Genomic DNA, 15,999 nt, shown 5'->3' on the forward strand with positions numbered 1-15,999 from the left:
CGCTCTTCGTGAGGACGGCGCGCCTCCTGCGCACCGGCTCAACGCTTCACGCAGATGCCGCCGCAGTCCGCGCCGATCTCCGGATCGCAGTCGTCGCCCGGGTCGTCGATGCACTCCAGCCCCTCGGGGCACGGGCGCGCCGTGATGCCGCCGCACCCCTCCGGCGCCGGCTCGGGCGCCACGCAGATGCCTCCGCAGTCCGCCCCGCCGCGCTTCGGGTCGCAGTCGTCGGACGGGTCATCGATGCACTCCCGCCCCTCGGGGCACTCGATCCCCGCGAAGCCTCCGCACTCCGGCCCCCCCGGCGTCGGCTCCACGCAGATGCCGCCGCAGTCCGCCCCGCCGTGCTTCGGGTCGCAGTCGTCCGACGGGTCATCGATGCACTCCCGCCCCTCGGGGCACTCGATCCCCGCGAAGCCCCCGCACTCCGGCCCCCCAGGCGTCGTCGGCTCCACGCAGATGCCGCCGCAGTCCGCCCCGCCGTGCTTCGGGTCGCAGTCGTCCGACGGGTCGTCGATGCACTCCCGCCCTTCGGGGCACTCCAGCCCCAGGAACCCTCCGCACTCCGGCCCATCCGGCGGCGGCGGCTCCACGCAGATGCCGCCGCAGTCCGCCCCGCCGTGCTCCGGGTCGCAGTCGTCCGACGGGTCATCGATGCACTCCCGCCCTTCGGGGCACTCGATCCCAGCGAAGCCCCCGCACTCCGGTCCCCCCGGCAGCGTCGGCTCCACGCAGATGCCACCGCAGTCCGCCCCGCCGCGCTCCGGGTCGCAGTCGTCGGCCGGATCATCGATGCACTCGAGCCCGTCGGGACAGCCCGTCCCGAGGAGCCCGCCGCACGTCTGAGCTCCGGGCGGCTCCTGCGGTCCTCCGCCCCCGCCGCCGTCTTCCTCTTCGTCGCAGCCCACGAGCCCGATCACGATAAACAAGAGAGCCAGTCCTTTGTGACGCATCAGAACCTCCGCGTTGTGGTTGTCCGAACCCCGACGCGGCCACCGGACCGGCGACCGCGCGGCGAGCCTTTCGCGCGGGCGCCGCCGAGACGACGCCTCCGGCGCGACCGCCCAGACCGCCAGCAGCGCTGCTGTGGTCTGCGCTCTTTAGCAGAGCGTCCTTCGAGGGGCCGCGTCCCACCATCGGCCCGCCATGAAGCAGCTTCGGTGCCACTGAAAATCGCTGCGATTGGCGCGGAGCTCACGGTGTCGAGCTCGGTCACCGCGATCGCGATGTCTTGCTGTATCTCGATTGTGCCAGCGGCTTGACCGTAGGGTCCGCGGGCCTCCTCGGCGGAGGCCCTCCCCGTGTGCGCGCCCGGGCGACGCCTGGCGGCGCTCGCGTGAGAGGGCACGGGCCGCGAAGCGCGGCCGCTACCGCCGTCAGAGCGACGCGTCGAGCCGGTCGAGCACCGCCCGGATGACCGGCGTGTAACCGTAGTCGCCGTTGTCGCTGAGCGGATCGCTCGTCTGCGCCGGGCAGATCGAGCCCGTGATCCCCTGGTTCCCGAGGCTCCGGAGCAGCTGCAGCTCGCGGATGCCCGGGTACGCCTTGGCCTTGTACTGCGTCGTCGTCCGCGGGAGCGGCGCCGCCAGATCGTTCATGTCCTCCGGCACGCACAGCGGATTGTCGATGGTCTGGCCCCCGACCTGTATGCAATCGCAGCTCTGGTTCGTTCCCTCGCAGCTGCGCTCCTCGACGTCGAAGAGGCAAGCGTACTGGAGATCGCCGGCGCCATCCGGCAGGATCGTGTACTCGCGGCCGTTGATCGCGTTCCATCCCGTGGCGTTCGGCGGGACGATCGGGTCGCCGGTGATCGGGTTCGTGCCCGAGCGCGGCGTTGCCGACTCGATCATGAACGGGTCCGCGGGCGGGACGTGGTTCGCCGGATCGCCGAGGATGATGTCCCAGGTGTTTTTGGAGCTGCCGGTCACCCGCGCGTTGAGCTCGGCGGCGCTCTTGAGCCCGCCGACCGGATTGCCCTGATCGTCGAGGCCCTGCGAGAGATCGGGGGCGCCGCTTGCGTCCTGGCGCGCGAGGTCCTGCCACGGCACCCCGAGGATGCCGGTGAAGATGACGTGCTGCGGCCCCCGGGTCAGCGCGCTGCCGCCCTCGAGATCCGTAAAGAGCGGGTTCGGCACGAGCTCTCCGGTGCGCGACGGCACGAGCGGCGACGAGAGCGCCTCGAAGTACCGCTCGATCGGATAGAGGAAGTCGAACCCGAAGCGGCGCTTCTGGTCCCAGCACCGGCTGTTCACCGGGTCCTCAGCCACGGAGAGCCTGGCGGGGTAGCCATCGGAGCCCGTGCAGGCCGGTTCCAGGGGGCAGCCTGTCTGGTCCTGGCTGCAGGACCTGCAGCATTCGTGGTTCGGGTCGATGGCGCACTCGCTCCGCGGCCGCCACATCCTGAAGCCCCCGGTCTCGGCGACGACGTAGTTCCTGCCTTCGTCCCTGATCGAGCAGTCGTTCTCGTCGGAGAGCATCACGATGAGCACGAGCGAGTCCGGCCGGAGAAAGGCCCTTCGTTGGTCCAGGAGCGTCTGGTCGACCCCTATCGGCGTCGCGACCTTGCTGTCCCTCGCGATCTCGAGCCTCTCGTACGGCTCGGGGTCGGCAAGGAAGCGATACATGCTCTCCAGCGGCGCCTCGAAGCCGCACCCCGCCTGCCCGACTCCATCCACGATGGCGCCGAGCTTGCTGTGGAGCGTCGCGACATCGGAGTCTCCTGCCGGGTCGTGACTTCCGGCCGGGTCCCACACGAGGAAGCCCTTGTCCTGGTAGGTCGGCAGATCGTTCGTTCCGCTCCCGTCATGGGAGCGCGCGAGGAGGTGGGCCATGTCGACGTTCGAAGTGGACGTCGACGCAGGGCAGGCGCCCGATCCGTGGCCGCCGAGGCTGCTGCTGATGACGCCGATGTGCATGTCGTGCACCGGGTTGCGCACGCGCGAGGAGCCGGCCGGGCATGTGTCGAACCCTGTCGCGGGCTGCTCCGACTCGCCCACCGGCTCGCCGGTCGGGGACACGCAGACGGGGTTGACGATATTGAACACGAGGTCGGCGGTCGCCAGCCGCAACATCTCCTGCTTGTCCGCCATCGAGCCGGAGTTATCGACAACGAAGAGGACGTCGACCTTGTCCGGCGTGAACTCCGGCCAATCCCAGCCTCCTGCGCCTGTGCTGCTGCCGCCGCTTGTGCTTGTGCTTGTGCTGGCGGGGAAGTCAGAGCCGCCGGTGCCATCGCCGCCGCTGCCGCCGGCTCCCGAGCCCGACGTCGAGCTGGTGTTCGCGTCGCCGAGCGAGATATCCACTTGACATGCGGCGAGCGACACGGCGCTCCCGACGAGAATTGGCGACATGGTTCGTAGTAGCTTCGATGACATGGCTCCTCCATGAGCGGCGCCGAGAGCCGCCTGCGAAGACCTGCTGTGACCCAGCATGAAGGGACGCTCGCCCGCTTCCCCATTTCAAAAAATTCATCTCCGCTAACGAATCCCCGAGCCCCGCCGTCTCCCTCGCATCCCGCCCAGCCCCCAAGACGCGCCTCTCCCCCGCCGCCCGCTCTCAATCTCTTCCGCCCCGCTCTGGTACCGCGGGCCAGAACTCCTGCCAGGGCTCTGCCTCGCGAGCGAAAAGAGATTTCAACGCAAAGGCGCAAAGGCGCAAAGGCGCAAAGGCGCAAAGGCGCAAAGGCGCAAAGGCGCAAAGGCGCAAAGGCGCAAAGGCGCAAAAGAACAAATCTCGTTCATTTTTGCGTCTTTGCGCTCTTGGCGTCTTTGCGTTGAAATCTCTCTCCGGATCCCTGGCCGGACTCCTGGTGGGTGGAACTAGTGGGTGAAGGAGTGGAGGCGAGAGACGTGGGGGCTGGACGGGTAGGCGCGGAGGAAGGCCGAGGCGCGCTGCGCCGCGGCCGCGCGCTGGCCGCTGTGCCAGAGCGCCTCGATGGTGAGCGCCTCCCGCTCCTGCGCCAGCGCGCCGCCCGGGAAGCGGAGCCGCGCTTGCTCGGCGATCATCAGCGCGCCGGCGGCGTTGCCGCGCCGGAGCGCCGCGCGCGCGTCGGCGAGGAGCGTCAGCTCCTCGCCGAGCCGGCTCTCTCGAAGGGCCGGCGGGCTGGGCGCGCCGTCCGCGAGGGCAGCGCCTGCGGATTCCACCGCGGGCGCTGCCTCGGCGACCTCCGCCTCGTCTGCGGGCGGCGCGCTCGCGGCGTGCTCCTGCCGCGGCGCCTCCGGCTTCGGGGGTGCCGCGGTCGTACGGGGCCTGGCCGGTGTGATCCGCCTGGCCGGCAGCGGCACCGCGACCGGCGGGGCCACCTGGACCGGTACAGGCGCCTCGGCCGGCGGCGCCGCCTCGGTGGGCGAGCGCGCTTCGGCCGGCGGCGCCGCCTCGGCGTACGCCGCCGTCTTCTGCGCCGGCGCCGCTGCGGGCGCGGAGGCCGGCGGCGCGACGGCCGGCGCGACCTCGACGACCTGAGCCGGCGGCGCCGCGCTCGGCGGGGCCACGACGGCATAGCTGACGAGGAACAGGACCCCGCAGGCGGCGCCGAGGAGCATCGACTTCACGATGCCCGCAGCGCCCGCGGCTGCGGCGACCGCTGCCGCCGCGCTGGCGGCACCGGCGGCGCCCGCACCGGCGGCGCCCGCACCGGCGGCGCCGAAGCCTGCGGCCGATGCCACCTTGCCCATGGACGCCGCGGCGGCCACCTTGCCCGCGGACGCCGCGGCGGCGGCCTCGCCGGCGCCGCCCGCGGCAGCGCTCGCCGCGCCGCCCGCGTTCGCGGAGAGCGCCCCTCCTCCCGCGCCCTGGATCCCGCCGAGGGCGGCTGTTCCGGCGAGGCCGAGCTGCGCGGCCATCGCGGCCCACACCTGCTCCTGCGCGCCGTCGGGTGGGTCCGCCGACGGAGCAGCACGGAGGAGATCGCGCTCCGTCTCGAGCGCGCTCACCTCGGCATCGAGCCAGCGCACAGGATCGCTCATCGCTCCCCTCCCGCGCGCTTCCAGATGGATCGCTGCTCGACCCCCGGCAGCGGGACGAGCAGCGAGGAGGGCCCTGGCGGCGCCGGCCCCCGCTCCAGGGCCGGGAGCCCGGCGTCGGCGGCCGCCGCCTTCAGCACGGGCTGCGACTTCGTGGCCGGAGACCCGCCCACGTGGAACCGGTCGCGCGCGTTCAGGCGCGTGACGGCGCGGCGGAACGCGTCGCGCGCGAGGCGGAGGCGCGAGTAGACGGTCCCCAGCGGGACGTCGAGCAGCTCGGCGACCTCGTCGCCGCCCATGCCGTCGAGCTCGAAGAGCGTGAACACGGCGCGTTGCTCGAGGGGCAGCTCGTCGAGGAGGGTCTCCAGCAGCGCGATCGCCTGGCGCCGCTCCGCCTCCGCGCCGACGTCGGCCCGGTCGTCGGCGCAGTCGAGCAGCGGCTCGTCGTCGTGAGCGCGCCGCCTCATGTGAGCGAGCTTGCGCCGGTCGCGGGCGACGTGAAAGCAGATGCTGTACAGCCAGGTCGTGATCTTCGACCTACCTTCGAATTCGGGCAACCGACGGTGGACGACGAGGAAGACGTCCTGGACCGCGTCGGCGGCGTCGCTCTCGGGCACGCCGAGGCGCCGCAGCGACCGCCACACGAACCGGAAGTGCTGCGCATAGACCTCTCCGAAGGTCATTCTGTCCTGCCGCTCTTCGCCATGCTCACCCCGTCTGTGGAGGGTCTCCGGCCTCGCCATCAGAAAATCGACACGCGGGCGCTCAGGCCGACGAGCAACCCCACCGGGGAGGGGTCGAGCGCGGGGTCCTCGATCACGGCGGCGCCGGCGTCGGTGCCCGAGCGGCGCTCGACCGTGATGCGCGCCCGCACGACCGGCGCGAGGAGCGTGGCGCGCGCGGCCCAGCCGAGCGCGTGCGTGCGCGTGCCACCGAAGAGGGTCCCTTCCGCGATGGCCGAGCCGCCGACGGCGAGCCAGGGCGCGGAGGCCTCGCGATCCTGGACGAACCCCTTGCCCGTGCCGTGGACGGCGCCGAACAGCGAGACCGCGCAGGCCGAGAGCCGGGTGCCGTCGAGCTCGCCGAGGATCCTCGCGCAACCGCGCGCGGTCGCGGCGACGAGCCCGACGGAGACTGCGCCCGACGTGAGCTCGATGTCCTGGCGCGGCAGCCACACCGCGCCGAGGCCGGCGGACCAGGCGCTGCGCCGCAGGGAGATGTCGGCCGTCGCGGCCGGCCGGAACGGATCGAGCATGCCCACGGTCCCCGCGGCGCCGAGCTCCAGCGAGACGTCCCCGCGCGGTGCCTGACGCGGCGGGCGCGGCGACGAGGGCGCGACCGGGGCCGGCGCGGGGGCGGGGGCGGCCGGGGCCGGCGCGGGTGGAGGCGCCGGCTTGCTGTCGAGCAGGATGGCGACGGTCAGCGCCACCGCTCCGACGAGCTCGTCGCAGGTCGCTCCCGCTTCGGACGAGAGCTGCCGGGCGCGGCCTCCCGCCTGGAGGACAGCGGTGTACGTGGAATCGGCGCGGAGAAAGTGGACCTCGAACTCGGGAGCAACGCCGGAGCTCGCGGAGGCGCCTTCCGGGGCGCTGCCAGCGCCTTCCGGGGCGCTGCCAGCGCCTTCCGGGGCGCTGCCAGCGCCTTCCGGGGCGCTGCCAGCGCCTTCCGGGGCGCCGCCGGCGCCTTCCGGGGCGCCGCCGGCGCTCGCAGGCTCCAGGGCGCGCCGGTTCATCACCTGTTCGACCGCAGCGGCGAGCGACGGCGCGTCGGGGCAATCGGTCGCCGAGGGCGTCCGGTGGACGGCGAGCCGAGGGAGCGGCGGGGCGGCCGATACCACGCGCGGCGAGCCGAGGGGAAAGGCACACAGGGCCAGGACGACGCAGAGCGCGCCCCGACGCGAGAGACGAAGGCAGGTCACGGGCCTCCCATTAGCGCAAGGAACGGCGCAAGCGGAGTTAGGACGCGCCGGCCCCGGCCATCTTGGGCCGGCGCGTTGCGATCTCGCGCGATGACGCGGCCGGCCCGATCCGCCCTGGCCAGGCCGACGCGGGTCGCGAGCACCGCGCGCGCAGGATCGGATAGAGTGGCGCCCCATGAACTCCTACGATCTGGTTACGTGCACGAGCTGCTACGGCGAAGGCGAGATCAACACCGACTCCGGCCCCTTTCTGTGCAAGGACTGCAACGGCAACGGCCGCATCTTTCCGACCGGAGAGCAGATCGAGGAGCGCATCCGCGAGATCGAGGTCGAGCTGGAGCGTCACCCGCTGGAGGCGCGGCCGGAGACCCGGTGGCTCGTCTTCGAGCTGCGGCGCACGCGCAAGCTGCTCTGGCAGATCCGGTCGCTCTGCGAGGAGACCGACGGCGACGCAGAGAGCGCGCTCATCGTCAAGGTCCGCGATCTGGCCGACGCGGCCGTCGCCCCGAGGAGCCCCGCGCTGCCGCGCGAGATGCTCCCGGAGGACGGCTGACGGCCGATCCCGCCGGGGAGCCGAGCCTCGGCGAGGCGTCCTCACGCACCTGTCCGGTCGCGACGCGCGGTGTCCTGATGCTTGCTCTTTACCCTGCCCTCCTCGGCCCCGCGTGGGCTGCGCTCGCGCCGCCGGTCCAGGACCTCCACGCGGGCGGCGCGCGCGCCCGCGGCCGCTTCCGCGTGCGTCGCGGCCGCGGGCTCGCGGCGCGCCTGATCGCCGCCCTGCTGCGCATGCCGGAGGCGGCGGAGGACGTGGCCGTGACGCTCGCGGTCGAGCCGGTGGGCGACGGCGAGCGGTGGATCCGCACCTTCGGGGGCCGCCTGCTCTGCTCGTCGCAATGGCGCTCGGGGGATCTGCTGGTGGAGGCGATCGGCCTCATCCAGTGCTGGTTCCGGCTCCGCGCCGAGGGCGGAGCGCTCGTGTTCGAGCAGGCCCGGTCGACGTTCGGGCTCGGCGGCTTCGGGCTGCCGCTGCCCCGGTGGCTCGCCCCGCGGGTCGAGGCGCGGGCCGAGCCCCTGCGCGGTGAGGTCCGCGTCGACGTACGGATCTTCGCGCCGATCGCCGGCCTGCTCGTCGCGTACGACGGGCGCGTGGCCGGCGAGAAGCGCGGCGCGACCCCCTCCGCGCGCGCCGGCGCGCCGCCGCCGGGGGCCGGAGCGCCATCGCCGGAGCCCCGCGCGTGATCACGGCGCTCGTGCTCCTCGCCGTGCAGGGCGCGCTCGGCGCGTTCGACACGCTCTACTACCACGAGTGGCGCGCGCGCCTGCCCGGCGGCGTGCCCGGCACCGCGCCCGAGCTCGTCCTCCACGGCGCCCGCGATCTCGTGTATGCGGTGCTCTTCGCCTCCCTGCCCTTCGTGCGCTGGGAGGGGCTCGCCGCCTGGCTGCTCGCGGCGCTCCTCCTCGTCGAGATCGCGATCACGCTCCGCGACTTCGTCATCGAGGACACGGTCCGCAGGCCGCTCGGGGGCGTCTATCCGGGAGAGCGGGTGATGCACGCCGTGATGGGCATCGTCTACGGCGCCGCCCTCGCGCACCTCCTCCCCGAGCTCCGGCGCTGGTCGCTCGGCGCCACCGGTTTTTCCCGCTGGGAAGCGCCGCTCGCCCTCCGCGTGATCCTGCCGCTCATGGCCGCCGGCGTGCTGCTCTCGGGGCTGCGCGACCTCGGCGCCGTCTACGGGCCTCGCTGGCTCCGCTTCCCCTGGGGGCGCGCGTGATCCGGGCGCCCGCGCCGCGCGGGCCCCTTCAGCCCTTCACCGCGCCCGCCGTGAGGCCCGCCAGGATCCGCCGCTGGAAGACCAGCGTCAGCACGACAAGCGGCACGGTCACGACGATGGACGCCGCCATGGTCTGCCCCCAGGGGATCTCGTAGAGCCCGCTCGTCGTCGTCGAGAACGCCTGGATCGCGTAGGTCACCGTGCGCTTGTCCGGCGTCTGGGTGAACGAGAGCGCGAACAGGAACTCGTTCCAGGCGGCGATGAAGGCGAGGATGCCGGTCGTCGCCATCCCCGGGACCGAGAGCGGCAGCATGATCTTGGTGAACACCTGCCACGGCGTCGCGCCGTCGACGTAGGCCGCTTCCTCGATCTCGCGCGGGATCGCCTTCAAGAAGCCGGTGAGCACCCACACCGTGAAGGGGAGCGTGAAGATGAGGTACGTCAGGACCAGCGCGGGGAGCTGGTTGTAGAGGTTGAAGAAGTTGATCATCTCGAACAGGGCGCCGAGGACGGCGATCTGCGGGAAGATGGTCATCGCCAGGACGATGTAGAGCACGGCGCTGCGCCCGCGGAACCGGAACCGCCCGAGCGCGTAGGCGGCCAGGGAGCCGATGGCGAGCGAGACCGCCGTGACCGAGACGGCGACGATCACGCTGTTCATGAGCGCCGTCTGGAACTCGCCGTTCTCCAGGACGAGGCGGTAGTTGTCGAGCGTCGCGCGGCCGGGCCAGTAGCGGACCGGGGTCGTGAAGAGCTCGTCGTCGGGCTTGATGGAGGAGACGAACGCCCAGACGAACGGGAAGATGGTGAACCCGACGACCGCGGCGACGAGCAGGTAGAACAGGGCCCGCAAGGCGCCCTGTCCCGGCGAGCGCCGCCCCCCGGAGTCCCGCGAAGAGCCCTTCATCTCACGCCTCCTCGGTGCGGAACACCGCGAGATAGATCATGATGAACACGGCGATGATCATGAACAGGGCGACGGAGATCGCCGAGCCGTATCCGATGTTCGAGATGCTGACCAGCGTCTGCTGGGCGTACGTCGCCATGGTCTGCATGTCCGGCCGGTTGCCGAACATGACGAAGAAGATGTCGAACACCCGGAGCGCGTCGAGCGTGCGGAAGATGAGCGCGACGAGCATCGAGGGCTTGAGGAGCGGCAGGGTGATCCGGGTGAACTGCTGGAGCGCCGTCGCGCCGTCGACCCGCGCGGCCTCGTAGAGATCGCTCGGGATGAGCTGCAGCCCGGCGAGCAGGAGGAGCGCCATGAACGGCGTCGTCTTCCAGACGTCGATGACCGCGACCGCCCAGAAGGACACGTCGGGATCGGCGACGAAGGCGATGTTGCGATCCAGGACGCCGAGCCGGTTGACGAGGAGATCGTTGAAGACGCCGTAAACGTCGTTGTACATCCACTTCCACATCTGGGCGGAGATCACGGTCGGTATGGCCCAGGGGATGAGCATGGCCGCGCGCACCGCCGAGCGCCCCTTGAACTGGGAGTTGACGAGGAGCGCCACGCCGAGCCCGAGGGTGAGCTCGCTCAGCACGGTGACGACCGTGAAGAGGACCGTGAGCAGGACCGCGTCGTGGAAGTAGCTGTCCTGCGCGAGATCGACGTAGTTCTGCGCCCCGACGAACCTGGCCGGCTCCCCCGTGCCGAGGCGCGCGTTCGTGAAGCTCAGGTAGAACGTCTCGGCCAGGGGGTAGAGGGCGACGAAGGCGACGACCACGAGCGTCGGCAGGAGGAACAGCCAGGCGCGCCGCTGCCGCCGCTTCTCGAACGACGCGCTCGCCGCGCGGGGCGCCGCGCTCGTGGCCTCTGGGTTCTCCGGCGTGCTCATGGGGTGATCCGTTCTCGCGGGGTGGTGTGGCCGGGAGATCTCGTGCGCGGCGCGCCGCACCCAAGATCGACGCGATGGAGCCGTGTCAGCGCAGCGCGCGCGTGATGCGCTGCTCCACCTGCCCGAGCACCTCCTTCGGCTCCTTGCCCTGCAGGACCTGGCTCACCCCCTGGAAGAACGCGATCGACGCCTCGTTGTACCGGGCGCCGGTGCTGTTCGAGGGGCGCGCCACGAGCGTGATGTCCTTCGCGTTCGCCAGGAAGGGCAGCGACTTCACCACCTCCGGATCCTGCTGCACCGACGGGATCGTCGGGATGAACGAGCCCGCGGTCGCGCGGAATTTCTGCACCTCGGGGCTCGTCATGTAGCGGACGAGCTCGATCGCCGCGTCCTTGTTCGGCGAGAACTTCGAGACGGCGAGCTGCCACCCGCCGACGGTGCCCACGCTCTTCTGGCCGGGCTCGTGCGGCAGCGGGCCCGCCCCGAACTTGCCCTTGATCGGCGACTTCTCGGCGTTGCCCGCCGCGTAGGCATAGGGCCAGTTGCGCATGAAGGCGGCGTTCCCGCCCTGGAACGTGTTGCGGGCGTCCTCCTCCTCGTAGCTCGTCACGCCGGCGGAGGAGATCGAGCCCACCCAGCCCTTGGCGCGCGCGAGCGCCTTCTGGGCGCCCGGGTTGTTCACGGTGATCTTGCCGTCCTCGATGATCGCGCCGCCGCCGTGCGAGGCGATCCACTCCAGCGCGTTGCAGGTCAGCCCCTCGTAGGCCTTGCCCTGCCAGACGAAGCCGAGGAAGTTCGGATTGCTCGCCCGCTCCCCGTCCTGGATCTTCTTCGCCATCTGCTCGAGCTCGTCCCACGTCTCCGGCGGCTTCTTGTAGCCGTATTTCTCCAGCAGATCGGTGCGGTGGTAGAGCAGCCCGAAGTCGGTGAACCAGGGCATCGCCACGAGCTTGCCGTCGACCGTGTTGTTCCGCACGATGCCCTCGATGTGCGGCTTGGCCGCCTCGCCGAGCTTCTCGTTCAGGTCGACGAGGTTCTGCGCGAAGGCGCCGGGCCAGATGACGTCGAGCATCAGGACGTCGACGTCCCCGGACTGCGCCTGGAAGAGGCGCTGATAGACGGCGTAGGTCTCGGTCGCGTCCTTGGGCCTCGGGATGATGGTCACCTCGATGCCTGTGTCCTGCTGGAACTGCTTGATCATCACCCTGTCGAGCTCGGCGCCCACGCCCAGCGGCTCGCTGTAATACTTGAGCTTGCTGCCGGCGTATTTCTTCGCCTCGGCGGCGTTCGGCACCGCGGGGGGCTGCGCCTTGATCGCGCTGTCGCCCGGCGCCGCTGCGACCGCGGTCGTGGCGGCGGCGGGAGGGCGGCTATCGCCCGCGGGCGGGCTCTTGTCGCCGCGGCAGGCGCACAGTCCGACGACGAAGAGAAGGAGCGCTGTGGCTCGCCACGCGCGGAGGTCATGCTGCCGAGTGAGGTCCATCGCAGGATCCCTTCTGAGCTCAGTTGTGAGGAGTTTCCACATGTACGAGGCCGGAGCTGTCGTGACGCGCCGCTCACGAGCGCCGCGAAGGTGAAGCCCGCGGCAGCATCGAACGATCGCGCGCTCCGAGGCAAGGGTTCGCACCGCATCGGTGCGTCAACACCGCGGGCGAGAGCCCACGGATCACAGATGGGACGGAGCACGGCGCGCTGCTGGCGATGGCGCGCCGGATGACCGACCGCGCGGCCGCGACACGGCGCTTGGCGAGCGCGACAGGAGGTGACGACGCGCACGGGCGCGCGCGCGGGCGCGGGCTGCTTTGCGCTTGCGGAGCCTTTCCGGAGGCGGTAGAGCCGATGCTGCGCGGCCGGCGCTCGCGATCCGGCATGGTGCCGCGGGCTCTCGGCCTGCTGTTCCAGGCGGGTCCTGCCGAGCAGGGCGAGCTCAAACCGGTCTGCGCACGGCGGTGCATGACCCCCCTGACGCTCTCCTCTCCGGCCGATGCCCCTCGCCTTGCGGCGCGGCTCGTCGCCCGCACCATCCGGCTCGATGCTGACACGCTCGCGAGGATGCCCGGCGGCATCTCGTCGCTCGCGGGAGACAGCGCGCGCGTCTGGCTGCACCCCAGCGCGCAGCTGATCGCGCACGGGGTCGCCGCCCGCCTGGAGCTGCCGCAGGGCATCGAGGGCGGCGTGGCGTGGGTCCAGGAGGCGCTCTCGTCGGTCGCCACCTCCGACGCCGTGGGCCGCCCCGGCTGCGGCCCGGTGGCGCTCGGCGCCCTGCCGTTCGACCGGACGGAGCCCGCCGCGCTCATCGTGCCGGCCCAGGTCGTCGGCGTGGCGCCCGACGGGACCGCGTGGGTCACCACCATCGGCGAGGGCGCCGCCCCCGCGCCGCGCCTTTTGCCGGCCGAGGGCCACCGGCGCTCGCCCGACAGCTTCACGCTCAAATCGGCGCTCCCGCACGACGAGTGGTGCGGGCGCATCGCGCGCGCGGTGGCCGACATCCAGCACGGGGATCTCTCCAAGGTCGTTGTGGCGCGCGCGGTCGACGTCGAGGCGAACCGGCCCATCGTCGTCGAGGAAGTCCTGCGCCGCCTCACCGCGCTCTACCCCTCGTGCGCGATCTTCCACTTCGACGGTTTCCTCGGCGCGAGCCCGGAGCTCCTGCTCTCGCGCCGCGCGCGCGCCGTCTCGTCGCACCCGCTCGCCGGCACCTACGCCGTCTCGGCCGACGTCGACGCCGACCGCCGGTTCGCCGAGGTCCTCCGGAGGTCGGCCAAGGACCAGCGCGAGCACCGCTTCGTGGTGGAGGCCGTGGCCGCGGCGCTCGCGCCGGAGTGCGCGTCGCTCGACGTCCCGAGCGAGCCGTCGATCCTGAGCCTCCGCAACGTGATGCACCTCGGCACGTCGATCCACGGCGACCTCAGGGAGACGGCGCCGGACGCGCTCACGCTCGCCGCGCGGCTGCACCCGACGCCGGCCGTGTGCGGCACCCCGCGCGACGCGGCGGAGGCCTGGCTGGCCGCGCACGAGGGCATCCGCCGCGGGCTCTACGCGGGGCTCGTCGGCTGGGTCGACGCCCGCGGCGACGGCGACTGGTTCATCGGCATCCGGAGCGCCACGGTCGACGGCGCGCGCGCGCGCATGGTCGCGGGCGTCGGGGTCGTCGCCGGCTCGAGCCCGGAGGCCGAGCTTGTCGAGACGCAGCTCAAGCTCCAGGCCATGCTCGCCGCCATCATCCGCCCCTGATGCCAGGGCCGCCCGGGCCCCTCACCCGCGCCGCCGGGGCCGCGCTGACGGGCTCCGCGCGGGCCCGAAGGGGAGCTTCGCCGTGAAGACACTCCTCATCGACAACTACGACTCGTACACCCACATCCTCGGTCAGTACCTCTGGGAGGTGAACGGCGAGGAGCCGATCATCGCCAGGAACGACAGCCTCTCGCTCGCCGAGATCAGGGACCTGGCGGTCGACAGCATCGTCATCTCGCCCGGCCCTGGCCGCCCCGAGCGCCGGGCCGATTTCGGCGTCTGCATGGAGGTGATCGAGGCGCTCGCCGACACGCCGATCCTCGGGGTCTGCCTCGGCCACCAGGGGCTCGCCGCGCGCTTCGGCGGGCGCGTCCAGCACGCCCCGCGGGTGATGCACGGCAAGGTCACGGAGGTCGAGCACGACGGCACCGGCCTGTTCGAGGGCGTGCCCAGCCCGTTCGAGGTGGTGCGTTACCACTCGCTGATCGTCGGCGACGACGCGCTCCCGGCGGAGATCGAGGTGACCGCCCGGACGCGCGGCGACGGGCTCATCATGGCCCTCAAGATCAAGGACCGGCCGTTCCACGGCGTGCAGTTCCACCCCGAGTCGATCGGCACGGAGCACGGCAGGAAAATTATCAGCAATTTCCGTGATATAGCCGCACGCGCGGCGCGCGACCGGAGGGCTCCGGCGCCCGGCGGGCGCGCTCGCGCGCTGGGCGCACGCGCGCAGGCGGGTGCGCCGGAACGCGGCCGCGTGCGTCACCTCCGGCTCCCCTGGGTCGACCCCGAGCGGGCCTTCGCCGGGCTCTTTGCCGCGGCCCCGTGCGCGTTCTGGCTCGACTCGAGCGCGCCCGGCCGCGACGGGCGCTTCTCGTTCATGGGGAGCGCGACCGAGGCCATCGAGAGCCACGGCGCCGCGGTGACGCGATGGAGCGCCGGCTGCCCGGGGGGCCTCCTCACCCCGGCCCTGTCCGAGGGGAGCCCGTTCGCGGCGCTCCGGCGGGAGCTCGCGTCGGTGGCGCTCGAGCCGAGCGGCTTGCCCTTCCATTTCACCGGCGGCCTCGTCGGCTACCTCGGCTACGAGCTCAAGGAGCACCTCGGCTTCGGCGCGTCCGCCCACCCGCGCCGCGCGCTCCCGGACAGCGCGATGATGATCGCGCGGCGGCTCCTCGCCTTCGACCACGTCGAGCGCGCGGTGTACGCGTGCGCGATCGGCGCGCCCGGCGCGGACGAGCCCTCGCCTCCCTCGCCTCCCTCGGCAGACGCGTGGCTCGACGAGATCGCGGCGCGCCTCAAGGGCCTCCCGGCCCTCCCGGAGCCGGTCCTCCCGCCCGTCCCGGAGGGCTTCGCCGATCGCGTCGCGCTCTCCCAGCGCCTCTCGCGCAGGGAGCACCTCGACGCCGTCGCGGCCATCCTCGGCGAGATCCACGAGGGCGAGACGTACGAGGTGTGCCTCACCAACGAGTTCCATGCGCGGACCTCGCTGGACCCGTTCGCCCTCTACCGCGTCCTGCGCCGCACGAACCCCGCGCCGTTCTCGGCCTACCTCAAGCTGCCGGACGGCGCGGTGCTGTCGTCCTCGCCGGAGCGGTTCCTTTCGGTGGACCGGGAGCGGCGCGTGCGCAGCGAGCCCATCAAGGGGACGCGGCCGAAGGGCGCCACCGAGGAGGAGACCCTGGCCCTGCGCCGCGATCTCGCGACCAGCGAGAAGGACCGCTCCGAGCTCCTCATGATCATCGACCTCGTCCGCAACGACCTCAGCCGGGTCTGCGCCATGGGCTCGATCGAGGTCGAGGAGCTCCTGCGGATCACGGAGCATGCGACCCTGCTCCAGCTCTCCTCGGTCATCACGGGCGCCCTGCGCGAGGGCCGGGGCGCCCTCGACGCGCTCGAGGCGTGCTTCCCCGGCGGCTCGATCACCGGGGCGCCGAAGCGCCGGACGATCGCGATCATCGACGCGCTGGAGCGGCGTACGCGGGGCGTGTACACGGGCAGCATCGGGTACCTCGCCCACGAGGGCCCCATGGACATGAACATCGCCATCCGGACCCTCGTCGCCGACCGCGAGGGGGTCAGCTTCGGCAGCGGCGGCGCGGTCGTCGCGGAGTCGAGCGCGGAGGCCGAGTACGAGGAGGTCCTCGTCAAGAGCTTCCCCCTGCTCCGCGCCATCTACCTCGCGGAGCGCGTCGCGGACGCCGGCCGAGCGTCCGCGCGGTGCGCCCAGGCGACGGGCGCGCCGCGCCGATGACGTGCCCGGCGGACACGCGCGG

The 15,999-nt window shown here is 72.3% G+C and carries 13 protein-coding genes; 5 read left to right on the forward strand and 8 right to left on the reverse strand.

Going from position 1 to position 15,999, the window contains the following annotated elements:
• Positions 1–38: 38 nt before the first annotated feature.
• The 5 genes from WMF28_RS25185 to WMF28_RS25205 all read right to left on the reverse strand — a co-directional run bounded on the left by WMF28_RS25185 (position 39) and on the right by WMF28_RS25205 (position 6,879).
• Positions 39–953: a hypothetical protein gene (locus WMF28_RS25185; RefSeq protein ID WP_437595846.1), complete on the reverse strand. Its 915-nt coding sequence runs from the start codon at positions 951–953 to the stop codon at positions 39–41.
• Between the two features lie 423 nt (positions 954–1,376).
• Positions 1,377–3,350, reverse strand: a complete 1,974-nt coding sequence (locus tag WMF28_RS25190) for a hypothetical protein (protein WP_437595847.1) — start codon at positions 3,348–3,350, stop codon at positions 1,377–1,379.
• A 468-nt stretch (positions 3,351–3,818) separates the two neighbouring features.
• Complete coding sequence (locus tag WMF28_RS25195; RefSeq protein WP_437595848.1) at positions 3,819–4,964, reverse strand: hypothetical protein; 1,146 nt, start codon at positions 4,962–4,964, stop codon at positions 3,819–3,821.
• Positions 4,961–5,644 carry an RNA polymerase sigma factor gene (locus tag WMF28_RS25200; RefSeq protein WP_437595849.1) on the reverse strand — a complete coding sequence of 228 codons (684 nt, stop codon included), beginning with the start codon at positions 5,642–5,644 and terminating at the stop codon, positions 4,961–4,963. The genes WMF28_RS25195 and WMF28_RS25200 overlap by 4 nt, the downstream gene beginning before the upstream one ends.
• Positions 5,645–5,703: 59 nt before the next feature.
• Positions 5,704–6,879, reverse strand: coding sequence for a hypothetical protein (locus tag WMF28_RS25205; protein WP_437595850.1), 1,176 nt, complete (start codon positions 6,877–6,879; stop codon positions 5,704–5,706).
• 175 nt (positions 6,880–7,054) lie between these two features.
• Between WMF28_RS25205 and WMF28_RS25210 the strand changes: the two genes are divergently transcribed.
• From WMF28_RS25210 to WMF28_RS25220, 3 genes are all read left to right on the forward strand, one after another.
• Positions 7,055–7,432 carry a hypothetical protein gene (locus WMF28_RS25210; protein ID WP_437476619.1) on the forward strand — a complete coding sequence of 126 codons (378 nt, stop codon included), beginning with the start codon at positions 7,055–7,057 and terminating at the stop codon, positions 7,430–7,432.
• 77 nt (positions 7,433–7,509) lie between these two features.
• Positions 7,510–8,118 carry a DUF4166 domain-containing protein gene (locus tag WMF28_RS25215; protein ID WP_437595851.1) on the forward strand — a complete coding sequence of 203 codons (609 nt, stop codon included), beginning with the start codon at positions 7,510–7,512 and terminating at the stop codon, positions 8,116–8,118.
• A complete protein-coding gene (locus tag WMF28_RS25220) occupies positions 8,115–8,651 on the forward strand; it encodes a hypothetical protein (RefSeq protein WP_437595852.1) in 537 nt (178 codons plus the stop codon). Before WMF28_RS25215 ends, WMF28_RS25220 begins: the two co-directional genes overlap by 4 nt.
• A gap of 28 nt (positions 8,652–8,679) precedes the next feature.
• Here WMF28_RS25220 and WMF28_RS25225 read toward each other — a convergent pair whose 3' ends face one another.
• The 3 genes from WMF28_RS25225 to WMF28_RS25235 form a co-directional block, all read right to left on the reverse strand.
• Entirely contained in the window at positions 8,680–9,558 is an 879-nt protein-coding gene (locus tag WMF28_RS25225; protein WP_437595853.1) for a carbohydrate ABC transporter permease, read from the reverse strand.
• Position 9,559: 1 nt separating this feature from the next.
• Positions 9,560–10,492, reverse strand: a complete 933-nt coding sequence (locus WMF28_RS25230) for a carbohydrate ABC transporter permease (RefSeq protein WP_437595854.1) — start codon at positions 10,490–10,492, stop codon at positions 9,560–9,562.
• 85 nt (positions 10,493–10,577) lie between these two features.
• Positions 10,578–11,975, reverse strand: coding sequence for an ABC transporter substrate-binding protein (locus WMF28_RS25235; protein WP_437595855.1), 1,398 nt, complete (start codon positions 11,973–11,975; stop codon positions 10,578–10,580).
• Positions 11,976–12,445: 470 nt separating this feature from the next.
• Between WMF28_RS25235 and WMF28_RS25240 the strand changes: the two genes are divergently transcribed.
• Complete coding sequence (locus WMF28_RS25240; protein ID WP_437595856.1) at positions 12,446–13,726, forward strand: isochorismate synthase; 1,281 nt, start codon at positions 12,446–12,448, stop codon at positions 13,724–13,726.
• A gap of 82 nt (positions 13,727–13,808) precedes the next feature.
• Positions 13,809–15,977, forward strand: coding sequence for an aminodeoxychorismate synthase component I (pabB, locus tag WMF28_RS25245; RefSeq protein WP_437595857.1), 2,169 nt, complete (start codon positions 13,809–13,811; stop codon positions 15,975–15,977).
• Positions 15,978–15,999: the final 22 nt, after the last annotated feature.

The organism is Sorangium sp. So ce590, from assembly GCF_051521365.1.
In the GTDB taxonomy this organism is placed as follows: Bacteria; Myxococcota_A; Polyangia; order Polyangiales; family Polyangiaceae; genus Sorangium.

Excerpts from the sequence above, each read along its gene's own strand:
- WMF28_RS25210 (WP_437476619.1), top strand. The coding sequence starts at position 7,055 with ATGAACTCCTACGATCTGGTTACGTGCACGAGCTGCTACGGCGAAGGC.
- WMF28_RS25185 (WP_437595846.1), bottom strand. The coding sequence starts at position 953 with ATGCGTCACAAAGGACTGGCTCTCTTGTTTATCGTGATCGGGCTCGTG.
- WMF28_RS25225 (WP_437595853.1), bottom strand. The coding sequence starts at position 9,558 with ATGAAGGGCTCTTCGCGGGACTCCGGGGGGCGGCGCTCGCCGGGACAG.
- WMF28_RS25215 (WP_437595851.1), top strand. The coding sequence starts at position 7,510 with ATGCTTGCTCTTTACCCTGCCCTCCTCGGCCCCGCGTGGGCTGCGCTC.
- WMF28_RS25230 (WP_437595854.1), bottom strand. The coding sequence starts at position 10,492 with ATGAGCACGCCGGAGAACCCAGAGGCCACGAGCGCGGCGCCCCGCGCG.
- WMF28_RS25200 (WP_437595849.1), bottom strand. The coding sequence starts at position 5,644 with ATGACCTTCGGAGAGGTCTATGCGCAGCACTTCCGGTTCGTGTGGCGG.
- WMF28_RS25235 (WP_437595855.1), bottom strand. The coding sequence starts at position 11,975 with ATGGACCTCACTCGGCAGCATGACCTCCGCGCGTGGCGAGCCACAGCG.
- WMF28_RS25190 (WP_437595847.1), bottom strand. The coding sequence starts at position 3,350 with ATGTCGCCAATTCTCGTCGGGAGCGCCGTGTCGCTCGCCGCATGTCAA.
- WMF28_RS25195 (WP_437595848.1), bottom strand. The coding sequence starts at position 4,964 with ATGAGCGATCCTGTGCGCTGGCTCGATGCCGAGGTGAGCGCGCTCGAG.
- WMF28_RS25240 (WP_437595856.1), top strand. The coding sequence starts at position 12,446 with ATGACCCCCCTGACGCTCTCCTCTCCGGCCGATGCCCCTCGCCTTGCG.